Raw genomic sequence first — 17,056 nt, forward strand, 5'->3', positions numbered from 1 at the left:
ACGAACAACTCCCCGCCGGTCGTCAGCACCCCGATCCAGTCGCCGTTGATCTGGAATTTGGCGATCCCGCCCATCTCCGCCGGCGACCACTGGGCCGACAGCCCACCCTCCTTGATTTGGACCACACCACCCGACGACTCCAACACACCCAACCGCGACACCAACAATGAGGAGGACACATCCAGCGCATCGCCGTCGATGTTGATAGTGACGCCGCCGTAACTCTCGTTGTGGCCGCCGGCGTACTGGTGAATGCGCTGATGGTTGGACCAATCTGCCGCCGGGATGGCAACGTCATTGGTGTCGGGGACGTTGTTCCACCGGGCGAAATAGACGTTGTCCGGTGAGGGATACGAGCCGCCGGCCGCGGCGACCAGGTCGCTGATGCCGGAGCCGGAGCTGCTGTACACCCCTGAGCTATAGCCGGACACATGCAGAGCGGTAGTCCAGCCAGCTAGGAAGTCCAGCACGGCCTGGGTACAACTGCCGCCGCGCGCGTAGGACTCCATATCGTCGTAGAGCACGCTGCCGGCGGTGACACCTAGTCCCTGAGCCTGCGCGACGGCGTCTTGTGCCGCGGATTGCCCCTGCGCGTTGGCATTCGCCGGGTCGATCGTGGCACCGATGCCTGAGCACGGAGCTTGCAAGCCGACATAGATGGGGAAGAGATGCCAGCCGGCGCTGTCCTGCCCGGAAACCCACGAGGCGGTGAGGTTGGGTTGGGCACAGGCGCGATTGACGCCGCCGATATACACGCCCACCCCCCGGTAAGGGGATGACGACCAAGCCTGCATGGCCGCCGACGACGGCGCAGCGCACGCGTCGAACCCCAGGCCCTGGAAGGACCCGGGCTCAGACACGTGTGGGCTAACCGCCACGACATTACCTGGCGGCTTCGCAGCAGCCGGCTTGGCTTGGGCCGTCACGACGGCACTGGCAAGCACGCGAGCAATTGTGTCTTCGTTCACGCCGTAGCTACCGGTGACCAGCACTCCGGCAGCGGGTATCGCGAAACTGACACGGTGATCCGTGGTGGCCGGGATAGTGGCCGGGCGAGCCTGACCCGGAGCCAACCACACCGTCCCGCTGGGAATTACCGCATTGCCCAAGGGCTCGACAACGACTGCCTCACTCTGGCCTAGAACGTGCGCCGGACAGATCTGGTCCCGACCGGGGTGACCCAGATAAACCCCATGCTGGTCGAAACGCACACAGCTCGTGGGCGCCGCCTCCAGGTTCACCACAGGCCACGCGGAGGGAACGGCGATCTCGTATCCGTCAAAGCTCACCACGGCCGAACCAGAAGTATTACTGCCCGCCGCCGAGTTCTGTGCTGCCATCGCGGTACCGAGCAGACCCACGACGACTACTACCGCGCGACCACGCAATCGAGGACTTCGCACTCAACACGCTCCTTGGCACGTTCCTGCACCCGCGGAATTACGGATGCGCCGACTATGCGCGAAGCACGTGCCACGAGACTGTCAGAATGCTGTCAAGCCTCCATGTCGGTAATCGATGCGCTGTAAGGAACCCGGATCGATTCCAAGGTCCAACGTGACCTCACGCGGCAACACCGCGACATCCACGACTTCACAGAGCGGGAGCGGACGTTCAGGATCGGTTGCACAAGCGCGACCTGGTTACGTGCAGACCGAGGACTGCGGCACGCCGAGACGTTATTGGAGCGAGTAGCTAAGGGATATTGTCAAGGCCCGTTGGGTGAGTAGGCGTGTGAAACGAGACCTGTGATATGGCGGGTGTTCGGAGGTCTCGTCGTGTTCGAGTCCGCCACGGTCGTTGTGGGTCGCACTATGCATCTTGCTCCGGCGTGTTCGCGGCAGGTCATCCGGGCAACCGGCTGCCGGTTCCGCCGCCTGCGGACCTCGGAGATCTCCTCTTGATCCGCGGGTCACGAGTCCGCTTCCCTTCAAATCGCCCTTCGCGAACTCGCCATTTCGGGCCAAACCCACCACTCCCCCGGCTTTCCTTCACAGGGACACTGACGGTGGTGACCTGCGCCTGTTCCGCAGCAGCGCACTGCCGCGCTACACGGAGAGGAGGTGCTTGGGAAACATCCCGCTGACCGAACTCGCCATCAAGGAGCTCAACAACTTCTACGCCGCATTGGCCAGAAGACGAACCCGGTTGCGTGATTCCACGCTGCCCGCAGGCACAATCATCCGCATCCACGCCACGCCACGAGCAGTGCTGAACGCAGCGTTGCGTCGTGGCCTGATCGAGTGGAATCCTGCGCGCGAGGCTGGCCGCCACGCCGTCATCGTCCTCGGGCGGTGGTGTGGGCCGAGGACCTGAGAGCGCACTGGAAATCCACCGGCGAGCACCCTGCGGTGGCGATATGGACAGCCACTCAGACACCAACGTTCCAGGCAGCGATCTCCGACGACCGGAGACGGCCGGGTTGCGATGGTGCGATCTGGACGCACCAAGTCAAGGGTGCCACGGGGGAATCGTTCAAGAGCGCCGAAGACGCCAACAAGCGTGCGGACGGTGGCGCTTGACCGGACCACAGTCAAGGTGCTGACAGCGCAGTGCCGGCGACAGGAGGCCGAGCGCCGGGCCTTTGGTGTAGTGCCCTCCTGCCGAGCTTGCCTTGAAAGTGTTCTCAGACCAGCTGGCGCACTTGTCGATCGCGCTCACTGCCGACATCTACGTGAGTGCGCCGCCGGCCTTGGCGATGACGTCCGCTGCCGTCGGCACCGTCCGCCCAACGAAGACCTCGGATCGGTCCAAGATCGGCTCGGCGCCGGGAAACGCTTAGTACCTGGCCAGATGGGTGCCCGGCAAGCTTCGAACCTGCGGCCATCGGATTGGAAGCCGGCGACAAGCCGGCCGTCATAGAGGACGTCGGCTGGCGGCTCGGCCCGGCGATCTGCCGCGATACCGGAATCGGACAGTAGGTGACGCACACGGCGGCGTGCTGGGCATGGGCGTCTACGTCGCCGGCATCCTGGACGACCGGTCTGCGTCAGCCGTCCCCAGGCAGCTCAGCCGCCCTGCCACCAACTCCGACTCGACCGCAGCCGAATCCGCCCCTACGGTGAGCACCGCGCCTCCAAGCGCACCACGGCCCTCCCGGGACGGTGACGGGAAGAGACCTGGGAGGGCCGTCGCATGCCCTTCATCGGCAAGGTGTCGTCGCCGACGAGCACCTCTTGTCTCAAACTCATGCCACCGAATCTTGTCGCAGGCATCATGGCCGAAAATCGCAGCTCACGTCTGCATCTTGAACGTCGCTCAACAAATACGGCCCATCTGCGACCTGGCCGCACAGCCGTTCGGCCCACAATTCGGCTCATGAAAGCGTGATGACAGCAGACCGGAGTCAAAGTTCAATCCGCCCCAAGCATCATGGGCTCATCAAAGGTCCGACTGGGACCTCCGCCTAAGTCACGTTGCGTCACCATCCAGTCGTCAATGCTGTGGCCTGGTGGGCCCTCCCGAAGCGGGAACAACCTATGTCCGGAACTACGATCGCTGTCGCGGTGTTTGCCGGGTTCGTCCTCGGTTTGGCGCTTAGCTGCTTGCGACTTCATCGGATGGGTGCCGAGCTTGACGGCGCCCGCTGGCTTGCTGAGCACGATCCCTTGACCAGGCTGCCGAATCGTACGCTGGCACAGTGCATCTACCAGCAGGAGATGGCTGCACGCGGCCAATGCGGCGTCGTTCTCCTCGACCTTGACGAGTTCAAGGCAGTCAATGACACGTGGGGGCACGAGGCTGGCGACGTACAGCTGAGCACTGTGGCGCAACGACTCAACGAGGCTTGTAAGCCGATCGGAGCCACGGCGGCCAGGCTGGCCGGGGACGAGTTTCTGCTATTGCTGCCGGCGTGCGACCGCGTGACCATCGATCTGTGGATGAGCAGGACCCTTGCGCAGTTGAGCGCACCGACGGTGCTGCGATCCGATCAACGTGACGCAATTAGCCGGCCGCGCGCCTCCGCCGGCATCGCCCTCCCGGAGCCGGACAGCACTTGGAGTGACCAGCTTCGTAGAGCGGACATAGCCCTCTACCAGGCCAAGGCAAGCCTCGGGGCATACGTCTTCTACGCTCCCGAAATGCGTCCATCGGCCTCCAACGGTGGGCGGCTCCGCGAATTGGCAACATCGAATGGCCGCTGAGTTTGCTGTTGGCGACCTGAGCCGGCCGCCAGTGGGTGAGGGACTGCCGTCGCAGTCTGATACGACCTTCAAATGCGAACGGTCGTGTCGCCGGACCCTATCGTCGTAATCCTGAACTACAGCGATAGGAGCGATCGCGAATGTGAACGTCGCGATTGCAGCGGTTACGCACGTCCAAAACGGAGCTTTTCGCCAATACGGTCACAAATACGACGATGGTGAAGTCTCGTATCATGCGCCTCTACGGACCCTCTCGCGGGGTTCATCGCGCCTTGGCCGGATGTTCGGCATGAGGCGAAGAGTCCGCGGCCACAGGGATCCGCGTAGCGGGGAAGGTATCCCATCCCAGTGAGGCAGTCCTGACCAGCGCATTCACGACTTGGCCTTCCTTCGAACATTTGTGCGCTTGCGGTCCGTCACGAGGGAGCGCACGATGTGACATATGAGAGTCAGTTCCCCGGATGCGGCTGGCCGCCTCACCCGGGCGGACGGTCGCCGCAACCGCGAAGCGTTGCTCTTCCAGGCCATTGAGCTGATGGCTGAGCGCGGGCCAGCGGTGCCGCTCGACGAGATCGCCCGGGCGGCCGGCGTCGGGAACGCGACGTTGTACCGTCATTTTCCAGATCGCGCGGCCCTGCTTCGAGCTATTGCCGCACAGGTGATAGGCCTGTCGGCGCAGGCGGCAGAACAAGCACTCGATGAAGAGGAGGACAGCTTTGAGGCATTGGCTCGCTACATGCGCGAAGCAATACGCATGCGGGTTTCCTGGGTGATGCCTGCGATCGCCTCGGTGATCGATCCCAACGACAAGCACCTCAACCAGCTGCGGCAGCGCAGTACCGACGCGATTATCGCGCTGATCGCCAACGCGCAGCGTGATGGTGCACTGCGACCGGATCTCACCTTCGGCGACGTCGGGCTTCTGCTTGTCCGGCTATCACGGCCCCTTCCCCCCGGCCAAGCCCAAGAGACCCAAGATGCGGTTGCGCAGCGGCATCTGAGCATTGTGCTCGCAGGGTTGCGTTCGGGCCCGGACCCACTGCCGGCATCCGGGCTCAACCTCGCCGACTTGCGCAGACTGGGCCCCAAGCCATTCGTGAACGGCAACCTTGGGCCCGCCGATCCATGATCACGGGCAGCCGGCCGACCAGATGCGGCTGAGGGGTGCTGATCCGAGGACAGCACACGAGATCAAGAAGAGAGCCAGGGGACTCGAGTGAACTACAAGTTCCTGATCAGGTATGACAGGGTCGGCACCCGAGCGTGGCCGAACGTCGTAGAACCGAGCCCGCGCACACGGCATGGATGGCCATGCGAGGTCGGACATGTCTACTGACGAGGGCCTTCAGATAGGCGTGCTGGGGCCGCTTGTGGTAACGCGAGACGGAGCCAAAGCCACGCTCTCGCGCGGTCGGATAAGGACCCTGATCGCGCTGCTCGCGATGTCCGCGGGCCGCCCGGTCGGCATCGACCGCCTGGCAGCCCTGATATGGCCGGAGGAGCAGCCGGAGCGAGTACGTTCGAGTCTGCAGAGCATGGTCGCACGAGCACGTGTCGAAGTTCCTGATGCGATTGTGACCACCCCCAATGGCTACCTCCTCGATGTCGATCCCGATCATGTCGATCTACTTCACTTCCGTCGACTGGTGCGCGAAGCCAATGCGACCGAAAATGTCGACGTAGCCCTCGACCTGCTGGACCAGGCACTCGGATTGTGGCGAGGCGACCCATTGGCAGATCTTCGTTCGTCAGCACTGGATCGCGACTTCGTCCCCGGCATGATCGACGAGCGCCTCAGCGCCATCCACTCGCGAGCGAATCTCAATTTGGCCGCTGGACACAGTGACCGAGTGATCACGGAGCTGCTCGGCATTGTCAATCAGTATCCGCTCCGCGAGCAACTGTGGGCCCAGCTCATCCGTGCGCTGGTCGGCGCTGCCCGGCGAGCAGAGGCTATCGAGCAGTACCACAAGGCCAGAGAATTCCTGTCGCAGGAGCTCGGCTTGGACCCTTCGCCCGACCTGCAAAATCTCTATTTGCAACTGTTGAAGTCGAACTCGCCCAGTATACCGGCAGATAAGGGTGAAGATGAGGCTACGACTGCAACTGAACCGGCACATACAGACGCAGGCCTCAGAGTACCGCGGCTCCTGCCCGCCGGCACAGCAGGATTCGTCGGAAGAGCCGGAGAGCTGAAACTGCTCTCCGAGATGTCGGACAGCATTGTTGCCGACACAGCGACGATGGGAATTTCTGTAGTCTGTGGTATGGCAGGCGTAGGGAAAACGGCGCTAGCGGTGCACTGGGCGCATCATGCAGCTGCCATTTTCCCCGACGGGCAGCTTTACGCAGACCTGCGCGGATTCGACCCCTCTGGTGACCCAGCGGCTCCGACGGAAGTTCTGTGCGTCTTCCTCGGTGCGCTCGGCGTGCCGGTCGAACAAATTCCGGTTGGGCTGGATGCCCAAGCCGGCCTGTACCGCACCCTGATGGCTGAACGGCGAACCCTGATCGTGCTGGACAATGCGCGCGACTCGGCGCAAGTTTCGCCACTGTTGCCGGGAGCTGCGGGAAGCATGGTCGTGGTGACCAGCCGCAATCCCCTGACTCCTCTCGCCGTCGGTTTCGGGGCTCAGCTCATTGCCTTGGACGTGCTCAGCGAAGATGAGGCCACGGAACTGCTGTCGTCGAGACTGGGCGCAGCCCGCATAGCCGCCGGCGGTGAAACAGCAGCTGAACTGGCGGCTCTCTGTGGCCGTCTTCCACTCGCCCTGGCCATCACAGCCGCACGCGCTGCCGCTCGCCCCGGACTCCCGCTCTCAGCGTTCGCGGTGGAGCTCCAAGACACCCAACAGGTCCTGGACGCGTTGGATGCCGGAGATCCGAGACGGAATCTCAGGGCCGTGTTCTCGTGGTCGTACCAGTCCCTCAGCAGCCAAGCCGCCACCCTCCTGCAACTGCTGAGCATCCACCCCGGCCCGGACATCTCAGGCCCCGCGGCCGCGAGCCTCACAGGCACCTCGCCACGCCAGGTCGGGGCCGCTATACGAGAATTGGCGACGCTGCACCTGATCAGAGAGGATCGACTGGGCCGGTACGTCCTGCACGACCTGATCCGGGCGTTCGCCGCGGAATTGGCCGATGCGATCATCCCGCCAGAACAACGGCAAGCCGCAATCGGCCGCATGCTGGACCACTATCTCCATACAGCCCGTGCAGGTGACGGCATCCTCAGTCCGTCCCAGCACCCCATACCGATCCCGCTGACACCTACTTACGAAGGTTCCTCGCCTGAGGAACTCAGAAGTCGCGAGCAGGCGACCAACTGGTTCCGAGCCGAATACCGAGTGTTGATGGCGGTCACGAGTCTGGCCGTAGAGTTCGGGTTCGACGTCCACGCATGGCAGCTTCCCATGGCCTTCCACCGTCATCTCGACTGGCACGGCTTCTGGGATGATTGGGGTACCGTACAGCGCATTGCGCACGACGCCGCAGAACGCCTCAATGACAAGCAGGCCAAAGCCTATACACATCGCAGTGGCGGGATGCTGAGCATGCGTCTCGGCTTCTATGAAGACACACTCCGGCAATATCAAAACGCACTCACACTTTACATCGAACTCGATGACCTGGCCGGGCAGGCCCGCGCGCAAGGCGATCTGTCTATGCTGTTCTCGATTCAAGATCGCTACAGCGACGCCCTAGCGCATTCCGAGATCGCTCTCGAGCTCTCCGCGAAATTGGATAATCCATATCTTCACGCCACCTGTCTCAACAAGGTCGGTTGGCACACCGCCCATCTCGGGGACTTCGAACGCGCTCTCATATTGTGCAAGCAAGCCCTGGCTTTACAGCAGGAAGTTGGAAACCCACTTTCGGAAGCCTTCGTATGGGATAGCCTCGGCTATATACACCAGCACTTGCATAACTACAGCCAGTCAGTGGAATGCTTCAAACGCGCTACCACTCTTTTCAGCGAGTTCGGCAACCGCTTCGAGCTTGCCGCCACGCTCAGCAACCTGGGCGACGCATGTAGCGCAGCAAATGACCTTGACTCCGCGAGCGAGGCATGGATCCGCGCCATTGTCATACTCGAGGAGCTTCACCACCCGTATGCAGCCGAAATACGCGCTAAATTGAACGAAATACCTCGTAGGGTGACATCGTCAACGGTTGAATCGTAGGGACCGCTTGGTCCGATGAGACCAGCCGCGTGTTGACGAGCCAGACGACGGGCTTGAGGCAAACCGTTGCATGGGTCGAAACAAGGCCTGACGGTTCCACAACTCGCAGCGCGGCCGGCGCTGCTCGCCCGATCGTCAGCGTCGAATGACGCCGCGCTGACGGTCCTCCGCGAGGTCGCAGTGTTATGCCGGGCCGATCCGAAGCCGAGACTCAACTGGGCCGACCGCGCGATCATCGCCGCTCTGGCCCAGCTACTCCCTCGCGTCGAACACGCGCACAGGCTCGAGCCCCAGCGCCTTGGCGACGCTTGCCTCGCTCGCATCGCGCGGTGACGGTACGGCACTCGTGATGACCGACTGCGACACCTTCATCACGCGATCCGGTCGCCGAACGGGCTGTGACGGTGTCGCCACCTGCTTGCCGATGCGTGCGCCGACGCCGACGGTCAACTAGAGCAAGCTTGTGCGTGCCGTCGCCGAGAGGAATGAAGGAGCCCCAGAACGGCTCTCTGTCAACACGTCCACGCACCTTCACCAGGCCACGGGTGCCGAAGAATCCAGCCGAGCCCGACATCACGACGTAAGTCCTGCCGCCCTTGCCCGGACTCTTTTAAAGCCCCGCTGTGAATGTCTTCTCGAACGTAGTGCCGCTCTTGCCTTGCTGCGCGGTCATGATGCCTCGCCTCCGTACCTAAGAGATCAAGCCTGTGAGTTCGATGCCCGCATCTTGCTAGTGCAGTTTGTCGAGACCGCCGACTCGGTGCCGAATCCGTTGTGGCCAGCGATCGCGTCCACGCCACACCCGTCGCCTCAGCGCAGTGCTCAGCAGCAAGCCAGTCTGACCGTACGCATAGCTGATGCCATTCGGCTCCCATGCCGCACGCGGACCGCTGCGCCAGGGAGACCAAGCCGATCGCCGAGCCCGACAACCCTGCGAGCTGGGGTGACGTGACCTGTGGCGCTGAAGCTGGTCTACCTGCTGGCGACCCGGATCTTCGCCTAGATCCGACTCTCGGATCGCGATACGACGGCGAAGAACGTCGGAATCTTGATCTTGCGCCACCGATTGGCCGTCGCGCAGCACCCTGATCCTCAGTCCGCCTGGAAGCTCACATGGATGGACCGAGCTTGGTTCGCGCAACTGCCGGGCTTCCCCGGCACCGGGATGTTCGCGCCCGAGTCCAACGCGAGGCATGGGTGACGAGAGGACGACGCTGATGATGGAGCCGCCTCGGGGCCGGGGCACCGATCTGTGTCATGGCTGTCGGGGCTGCCGCCCTGCTCCAGCTGAATCGAATCACGTTCGGATCAAACCGGGCCGCCGCGACCGATGAGTCTGGATCCGTTGGATCGTCTTACGTGCGGATGTCGAAAGTGACTGCGCGGAACCGACACTCAAGCGAACCACGTAACGCTTCGACCAAAACAGACCGTCGCGAACGCGGCGGATGACAACAGGAGACAACCATGACTGTCAAGCTGCGAAGCGACCGCTCTCGCTGGCTCGCGCTTTACGTGCTCTGCGTCGGCATGCTGATGATCGTCCTCGACACGACGATCGTGAACGTGGCTTTGCCCTCGATCCAGAACGATTTGCACTTCACTGACTCCGGCCTTACATGGGTCGTGAACTCCTACCTCATCGCCTTCGGCGGGCTGCTCTTGCTGGCCGGGCGGGTCGGCGACCTCTTTGGTCGCAGACGGGTCTTCCTCACCGGTCTTGTGGTCTTCACCGCGGCGTCTCTGCTGTGCGGCGTGGCTCAGAGCCAGGAGATGCTGGTCGCGGCCCGGTTTGTGCAGGGGGTCGGCGGCGCCATGACGTCAGCGGTGATCCTGAGCATGATCGTCACCATGTTCCCCGAGCCGCAAGACCAGGCGAAGGCCATCGGAATCTACGCATTCGTGGCGTCCGCCGGCGGAGCAGTGGGCCTGCTCGCAGGCGGCGTGCTGACCCAGTCGATCAACTGGCACTGGATCTTCTTCGTCAACGTCCCGGTCGGAATCGCTACAGTGACGGCAGCACGGCGGCTGCTCGACGCCGATCGGCGCCCTGAAGCCCGGTCTGGCGCGGACGTCCTGGGCGCCGTGCTGGTCGCCTCGGCGCTCATGCTTGCGGTCTACACCATCGTGAAGCCTGCCGCCGAACACGGATGGACGGCGCCCCTCACCCTCATCCTCATTGCCTTCTCGGTGATCCTGCTTGCGGCCTTCCTGGTCCGTCAAGCGACGGCGGCGAACCCGCTGATGCCGCTTCGGATCTTCCGCACCCGTGCCTTGGTCGCGGCGAATGCGATTCAGATGCTGTCAACGGTAGGCATGTTCGGGATGTTCTTTCTCGGCGCACTGTACCTGCAGCGAGTGCGCGGCTACGACTCCCTGCAGATCGGGCTCGCCTTTCTGCCGGTCACGATCCTGATGGGCGGACTCTCGGTGCGCTACTCAGCGCGGCTCACCGCCCGATTCGGTGCGCGCGCCCTGTTGATCGCCGGCCTCGCCGTCATAGCGGCTGGACTGGTGTTCTTCGCCCAGGCCCCAAGCGACAGCGCCTACCTGCCCAATATTCTGCCGCCCATGGTGCTGCTCGGCATCGGAGCCGGAATCGCTTTTCCCTCTTTGATGACGCTCGCCATGTCCGACACCGCCCCGCAGGACGCCGGCATAGCTTCTGGACTGCTCAGCACCACTGCGCAAGTCGGCGGGGCGTTGGGGCTCGCAGTGCTGGCGACCGTCTCCGCCTCGCGCAGCACCCACCTGGCCGCTACCGGAACGGCCGCCGCAGATGCGCTGACCGGCGGCTACCACCTGGCGTTCTGGATCGGCGCAGCGCTGACCGGAGTAGCGATCGGCATCGCCGTGACTGCGCTACGCGGTCGGCAAACTGCGGCCGAACAGCCCGTCAAACTCGATGCTGTCGAGCTGATCGCCGCCAATTAGAGTCGGCGCACTATGCCGGATCGTGGGCGCAAAGAATCGCCCGCGGTCCGGCACCTTAGCGCGATCCTAATAGGTATGGGTGGCCCGGTTCGGGCTGGAGGTGATTGAGGGTGTTGGTGGGCAGGTACGGATCCTGGTGATCTCGGGGTTCGCTCCGGGCCATTCGTGGGACTGTCACGGCCGCCGGTTTGCCGACCGAATGGTTTTCGGGCACATGGTAGCCGTCCTGGTGCATGGCTCTGGTTACGAGCGGATCGCCAGCGTCGCCTGCGACTAGATGATCGGGCTGGAACTGGACGACCTGGCCGTCGACGGCTGTCACACCGAAGCTCCGTGCAAAGGCGACAACGCCGTTCCGACGCAGTCGACCGCACCAAGCAGGACCTGAAGCGCTCGACCTGCGTCGAGGCAAACGGCGTGCCGTCGGGTTCCGTCTCGGACGGCGCGAACCGCCGCGACTCCAAGCTCCCGCCCTGCGCGCCCCCGCGAGCAAGACGGCAGCCTGCCGGAGAACGCGACGGCGCATCGGGACTCGGCCTTCAACGGCAAGCCCTGCCAGGTCGTCTGGACCGCACACGCCTTGATCGGCAAGATCGCCGCCAAAGGCGTGCCGGCTCCGATTCAAATTGGCAAGCACCAGGTGATGGAATCCACGCAGGCCTGGATGAACGGCTACGGCAAGATCCGCCGCTGCTTCGAGCGCGACGGCCGGATCGTCGACTTCCACCTCTACCGGCCGCCGCCTTCACCACCGTCCGCGCACTCATCCACGAAGCCCGCACCCCCACCGCTGGGACACCCGATCCACCACCGACCGCCTGCGCTGAACATCAATTCGATCTAAAATGCCACGCTTGTAGACAGCAGCGTCGCTGTCCCCGATGCGGTTGTCGGTGGGTGGCGATACGGTCGACGACGTGGTTAGGGAAATCGAGTACCTGGTGGGGGACGCGACCGCGCCGAATGGCGTTGGCCGGAGGATCGTCGCGCACGTCTGTAATGATGCTGGCGGCTGGGGGAAGGGATTCGTCGTCGCGGTCTCGCGTCGCTGGCGGGAGCCGGAGGCGGCCTACCGGTTGTGGTACCGCGAGAGGGCGATGAACGACTTCGCGCTTGGCGCGGTGCAGTTGGTTCCTGTGGCCGAGGACCTTTTTGTGGCGAACATGATCGGGCAGCATGGGGACCGCCCGAGGCCTGGCAATCCTCCCGTTCGGTACGCAGCGATCGAGACGGCGTTGACCGCTCTCGGCGGGAGGGCGCTCGATCTGGGCGCCACGGTGCATATGCCGAGGATCGGCTGCGGCCTGGCCGGCGGACAGTGGGAGCTGATCGAGCCGCTCATCGAGGAGCGCCTTGCCGCTCGGGGTGTCGCGGTGACGGTCTACGACCTGCATTCCTGACCCTCCGGCTTGAACGAAGACGCACCGCCGAGTGCTGGATGACGCCGGCAGGCAGGTTCGCACCGTCAGCAGCTCTCCGGCTCAGGGCAACAAGCCGCTCCCGGGCCTGTTGCGCGGGTTCTCCAAGCACGGTCGCGCTCAGCACGATCTCGAGCATGACGCAGTCGACCTCGTCATCTGCGGCTCGATAGCGCTCGGCATCGCCCTCGACCAAGTCCTCGGCGGCGCGCTGTCCGGTGGCCTTGCCGATCCAGTCCCGTAGCGGTGTTCAGCACGGCGAACAGACCGACGGTGCCGTACCGGTGATAGTCGTGGCTGCGGCGCTCGGGGGTGCCGGGGAGCGTCGGCAGCACCGGCATGGACCTGATCAAGGCCTGGATCTGTGGCTTCTCATCCACAGAGAACACGGCCTGTTCGCTGGCGGAGCAAGTTACAGCCCGAACACGTCCCGAACCTTGTCGATCAGCAGCGGATCGGTGGAGATCTCGAAGTCCTCCGTCGCATGCGGCTTGAGCCCGAAGGCGTGCCAGATCCGGCCGATCGTCGAGGGCGACAGACCAACCGCGGCGGCCATCTGATATCTGGACCAGTGCGTGGCCCCGTCCGGAACCTCCTCCAGCGTCTTGACCACGACGTCTTCGACCTGCGTGTCGCTAATCCGGCACGGCACCCCAGGCCGCGGATCGTCGGACAGGCATCGAGCCGGTCGGCCCCGGTTGAGTCCCGGCCGGGCGGCCACCGCCAGCACCGGCGCTTTGCCATCACCCTCGGCACAGGCCAGGACGATCCGAGCTCGCACTTGGGCAATAGAGCGGCGGCGCACTCAGAGGGCGTTACGCCAAGATTCGGCGTTCTGTCGTCACTCGATGATGTGATGTGGAGCTTGTTCACGCTGTGGCCTGGCGACGGTGCGGTGTGTGGGCCGGTGGGTTACGACGACGTCCGGTATCCGAGTGACATGTCCGACGCACAGTGGGAGCCGATGCGTCCGGCGCTGGAGGCGTGGAAGAACGCCCGGCCGTCGGTCAGCGGGCACCAGGGGCGGTATGAGCTGCGCGAGATCGTGAACGCGATCTTCTATCAGGCACGAACTTCTATCAGGCACGAACCGGCTGTCAGTGGCGCTATCTGCCGAAAGATCTTCCGCCGTGGGGTGCGGTCTACTAAAATAAGGTCGCGATGTCGGTGTCGAGGACCAGCGCAGTTATCTTCGGCCCGTACAGACCTCCCGCCTGAGTCGAACGCCCGCTAACAGTTGTATGACAGTACTATGGCAGTGGTATGGCAGGGTGGGTATACAACCTCTATGTATGAAGATCTTCCGCCGCAGAAGGACGCTGCAGATGGCGGCTGTTAGTTGCGCCACATTGGCCTCGCTGGCCGTCGCGCTGCCGGCATCGGCTGCCCAGCCCGCTACCCACCCCGCTGCTTTCAATGAAACAACCATGCAGCTCACCACTACCCCTGTCAGCTCGGACCCGAGGGCTTGCGTCTCGAGGTCCATCATCCTCGCTGCAGGGAGCTACACGTTCGAGAATATCGGCGACTTTGAGAACCTTGGTATTACCATTCCAGCAGGCACTTACGCCTGGCAAGACTGCCTGCAGGCGAGCGTGACGAATCCCGGCTTCTATGATCAAACCACTGAGCTGATTGCGCCTAATGGGGAAGAAGCCGCCAGCCTCGACAGCGTTAGGGGATTTGTCGGGCTCCCGCCGAACACCCTGGTAACCACGACGTGGGGCTCAGAGCTCATCCCGGGATTCTAGTCGCAATACCCGCAGCGAGCCGGACAAGCACGGCGCATCGTCGAACTGAGTCGCAAGTCGTCCGCTCGTACGTGGCTCCGGCCCTGGGACATCGGGGCCGGAGCCTGTCAACATCAGCCTTCGACCGTGCTCGAGCCCTGGGCAGGCGGCGAAGCCGGTCGTTTCTGGGGCGCCGCTGGACTAAGAGGGTGTTTTGTTTGCACTACTACGCCTCAATTGGTGACGGCCGAACCCCAACTCAGCTCACTGGACTGGCAGGCTCACGCGCAGTCGGAACCGGCCGTCCTTGTCGAGTCCGGTCTGTAGTTCGCCGCCGAGTTTGGCCACTCGATAGGACAGATTGCGGATGCCGCTGCCAGTCACCACGGCCGGACCTTTGGCGCCGCTCGCGGACAACGGCTCCGCCCTGGCGACGCCGTCGTTGACGATGTCGAGGCTGACCTCGCCGTCGGTTTGGCGGATCACGATGTCGCAATGCTCGGCCTTGGAGTGTCGCAGAACATTGGTGACACTCTCCCGCAGCACCACAGCCAACACCGTCCGTACCAGCACCGGCAGCTCGGTGTCCTCGACATCCATACGTACCCGCACGTCTGCGGCAGCGAGCACGGACTGGGCGGAGCGGTATTCGTCATCGAGGGATAGTTCGCGGTAGCTGCCGGCCACCGAACGGACGTCAGCCAGTGCCTGCCTGGCCAGGTCCAGGATCTCCAACAGCTCCTTGGCTGCCTTGTCCGGGTCGATGTCCAGCAGCCGTAGGGTCAGGTCGCTCTTGAGCGTCACCGCCGACAGGCTCAGGCCCAGCAGGTCGTGCAGGTCCCGGGCGAACCGCAACCGTTCCTCGGAGATCGCCATCTTGGCCAGCTGCGTCCTGGTCTCGACGAGCTCAGCGATCAGCTTGGTCAACGACATCACGCCGAACACGATCAGGCCGGAGATCACCGCCGTCCCGCAGTTGAAGAGGATGTCGTACGCCTGGCCGGTGGCGATCACATGTACCCAGGCAACCGAGGCGACGACCGCACAGAACACAGTCCAGCCCCATAGCGGCGACAGCATCAGCAGCGCGCTGCCGGCCAGGAAGCCCGGCTGGCTGATCCAGACCGGGCCCAGCTGGATCAGCGGCAGGTAGATCAGGCACGCCTGAACGAGCAACAGCACGTAACTCAGTCCGGATCGGGGTCGGCTGCCGACCCGGTTGACATAGGCCAGTTGCAGGATCAGCAATGCCGTCAGGAAGTCGATGCCGGAGACCAGCTTGACGGGGTCCTTGGTCAGTACCATGAGGTGGAGGACCGCGATCAGGACATCGCCTGCGAAGAAGAGGCTGATCAGCACAGCCGTCGAGCGCGCGTGAACGGGCGATGTCGTCCGTTCGCGGATCGCGGCGCCCGGCGGCCCCGGGTCGCTGGGCACGGTGGTCGACCGGGTGCCTTTCCCGGACCGTCCGCCAAACGTGCCAGCCGGCGGGTCCTCCGACTCGAACTTCTCTGTCGCGCACGGAATGACCACGCGCAGCCGGAAGCGACCGTCCGGTTCGAGACCGGCGGTGGTCCAACCACTGAGCTCGGCCACCCGGGTGGACAGGTTGCGGATACCGCTGCCGCCGCCCGCATCGGGGCCGTTGTCGTTCTCATCGCTGACGCCATCGTTGAGAATGTCCACAGATACCTCGCCGGCCGCTTGGTGCACCACGATCTCGCAGCGTTCGGCTTTGCTGTGCCGCAGCACGTTCGTGACGCCCTCGTGCAGCACGGCGGCCAGCGTGGTGATCACGGGCACCGACAGGTCCTGATACTCCAGATCCAGGCGGGTGTCGATATCGGACGCGGCAAGCACGGCCTTGGCCGACCGCGCTTCCTGCTCCAACGACAGATCCTGATAACCCCTGGCTACCGAACGCACATCGGCCAACGCCAGCCGGGCGACGTCAAGTAGCTCCGTCACCTCCTGATTGGCCCGTTCCGGACGGGCATGGACCAGCCGGTGGGCAAGCTCGCCCTTGAGCGTGATCGCCGACAGGCTCAGGCCGAGTAGGTCATGCAGGTCCCGTGCGAAGCGTAACCGTTCGTCGGCCACCGCAAGTTGAGCCAGATCGTCGCGTGCCGTGTGCAGTTCGCCGACCAGACCGGCCAACCGCGACAGCAGGTAGACCGCAATGCCGACCACAGCGGAGCCCAGCAGGTTGTACAGCAGAAATATCGGCCCCACATTGACGATCATGGCGTACTGCAGCAATGGGACGGTCGCGACAACCGCAACGAACAGCAGCCATGCCGCGACGGGCGGTAGTACCAGCAGGACCGATCCGGCCAAAAAGTTCTGCAAGCCGTTCCACGAGGAATCAAACATGAGGAGCGGCAGATAGATCAGCCCCGCTTGCATGGCCAGCAGCGCGAAGGAGCGAGGCGATCGCAGCCAGGACGCCGGACGGCTGAAGTAAGCCATCTGTATGTAGACCGTGCTGGCCAGCAGAACGAACGCGAGTCCGGTCCGCCAGGCACCCTGGCCGGACTGCCACACCTTCAGTATCAAGATAGCGCCGTCGACCCAGAACACAGCCACGACCACTGCACGGACGACAGTCCAGGCCTGTCTTGGCTTTCGGTCAACGCCCAACGTAT

The 17,056-nt window shown here is 63.8% G+C and carries 11 protein-coding genes and 4 pseudogenes; 10 read left to right on the forward strand and 5 right to left on the reverse strand.

Going from position 1 to position 17,056, the window contains the following annotated elements; translation table 11 throughout:
* Nucleotides 1-1,340 (reverse strand): DUF1906 domain-containing protein (locus ABH935_RS48735; protein ID WP_370384848.1); only part of this gene is annotated, 1,340 nt, incomplete at its 3' end.
* Nucleotides 1,341-2,067: 727 nt separating this feature from the next.
* Between ABH935_RS48735 and ABH935_RS48740 the strand changes: the two genes are divergently transcribed.
* From ABH935_RS48740 to ABH935_RS48755, 4 genes are all read left to right on the forward strand, one after another.
* Nucleotides 2,068-2,316 carry a hypothetical protein gene (locus tag ABH935_RS48740; RefSeq protein WP_370384849.1) on the forward strand — a complete coding sequence of 83 codons (249 nt, stop codon included), beginning with the start codon at nt 2,068-2,070 and terminating at the stop codon, nt 2,314-2,316.
* A gap of 1,163 nt (nt 2,317-3,479) precedes the next feature.
* Nucleotides 3,480-4,145 carry a diguanylate cyclase domain-containing protein gene (locus ABH935_RS48745; RefSeq protein WP_370384850.1) on the forward strand — a complete coding sequence of 222 codons (666 nt, stop codon included), beginning with the start codon at nt 3,480-3,482 and terminating at the stop codon, nt 4,143-4,145.
* A gap of 442 nt (nt 4,146-4,587) precedes the next feature.
* Nucleotides 4,588-5,274 (forward strand): TetR/AcrR family transcriptional regulator, encoded by a 687-nt coding sequence (locus tag ABH935_RS48750; RefSeq protein ID WP_370384851.1) that lies wholly within the window; start codon nt 4,588-4,590, stop codon nt 5,272-5,274.
* A 196-nt stretch (nt 5,275-5,470) separates the two neighbouring features.
* Complete coding sequence (locus ABH935_RS48755) at nt 5,471-8,329, forward strand: BTAD domain-containing putative transcriptional regulator (RefSeq protein WP_370384852.1); 2,859 nt, start codon at nt 5,471-5,473, stop codon at nt 8,327-8,329.
* Between the two features lie 252 nt (nt 8,330-8,581).
* On the opposite strand, the gene ABH935_RS48760 is transcribed toward ABH935_RS48755, so the two are convergent.
* Both ABH935_RS48760 and ABH935_RS48765 read right to left on the reverse strand, forming a co-directional pair.
* Entirely contained in the window at nt 8,582-8,779 is a 198-nt protein-coding gene (locus ABH935_RS48760; protein ID WP_370384876.1) for a hypothetical protein, read from the reverse strand.
* Nucleotides 8,727-9,002: pseudogene (locus ABH935_RS48765) on the reverse strand (DUF1905 domain-containing protein); the annotation flags it as partial. The gene ABH935_RS48760 and the pseudogene ABH935_RS48765, both read right to left, overlap by 53 nt.
* A gap of 794 nt (nt 9,003-9,796) precedes the next feature.
* Between ABH935_RS48765 and ABH935_RS48770 the strand changes: the two are divergent.
* The 4 genes and pseudogenes from ABH935_RS48770 to ABH935_RS48785 all read left to right on the forward strand — a co-directional run bounded on the left by ABH935_RS48770 (nt 9,797) and on the right by ABH935_RS48785 (nt 12,925).
* The gene (locus ABH935_RS48770; RefSeq protein WP_370384853.1) at nt 9,797-11,263 is read left to right on the forward strand and encodes a DHA2 family efflux MFS transporter permease subunit; all 1,467 of its coding nucleotides are present in this window, start codon (nt 9,797-9,799) and stop codon (nt 11,261-11,263) included.
* A 148-nt stretch (nt 11,264-11,411) separates the two neighbouring features.
* Nucleotides 11,412-12,090: pseudogene (locus ABH935_RS48775) on the forward strand (IS5/IS1182 family transposase); the annotation flags it as partial.
* 54 nt (nt 12,091-12,144) lie between these two features.
* Nucleotides 12,145-12,663 (forward strand): Appr-1-p processing protein, encoded by a 519-nt coding sequence (locus tag ABH935_RS48780; RefSeq protein ID WP_370384854.1) that lies wholly within the window; start codon nt 12,145-12,147, stop codon nt 12,661-12,663.
* A 31-nt stretch (nt 12,664-12,694) separates the two neighbouring features.
* Nucleotides 12,695-12,925, forward strand: a complete 231-nt coding sequence (locus tag ABH935_RS48785; protein WP_370384877.1) for a hypothetical protein — start codon at nt 12,695-12,697, stop codon at nt 12,923-12,925.
* On the opposite strand, the pseudogene ABH935_RS48790 reads toward ABH935_RS48785, so the two are convergent.
* Nucleotides 12,918-13,486 (reverse strand): annotated as a pseudogene (locus ABH935_RS48790) (IS630 family transposase); the annotation flags it as partial. The gene ABH935_RS48785 and the pseudogene ABH935_RS48790 sit on opposite strands and share 8 nt — an antisense overlap.
* Before the next feature lie 135 nt (nt 13,487-13,621).
* Between ABH935_RS48790 and ABH935_RS48795 the strand changes: the two are divergent.
* Both ABH935_RS48795 and ABH935_RS48800 read left to right on the forward strand, forming a co-directional pair.
* Nucleotides 13,622-13,827 (forward strand): annotated as a pseudogene (locus ABH935_RS48795) (transposase); the annotation flags it as partial.
* A gap of 146 nt (nt 13,828-13,973) precedes the next feature.
* Nucleotides 13,974-14,432 carry a hypothetical protein gene (locus ABH935_RS48800; RefSeq protein ID WP_370384855.1) on the forward strand — a complete coding sequence of 153 codons (459 nt, stop codon included), beginning with the start codon at nt 13,974-13,976 and terminating at the stop codon, nt 14,430-14,432.
* 243 nt (nt 14,433-14,675) lie between these two features.
* Here the strand turns inward: ABH935_RS48800 and ABH935_RS48805 are convergent, their stop codons facing one another.
* Nucleotides 14,676-17,003 carry a sensor histidine kinase gene (locus ABH935_RS48805; protein WP_370384856.1) on the reverse strand — a complete coding sequence of 776 codons (2,328 nt, stop codon included), beginning with the start codon at nt 17,001-17,003 and terminating at the stop codon, nt 14,676-14,678.
* Nucleotides 17,004-17,056 lie beyond the last annotated feature (53 nt).

The sequence above is a fragment of the Catenulispora sp. GAS73 genome, assembly GCF_041262085.1.
GTDB lineage: Bacteria > Actinomycetota > Actinomycetes > Streptomycetales > Catenulisporaceae > Catenulispora.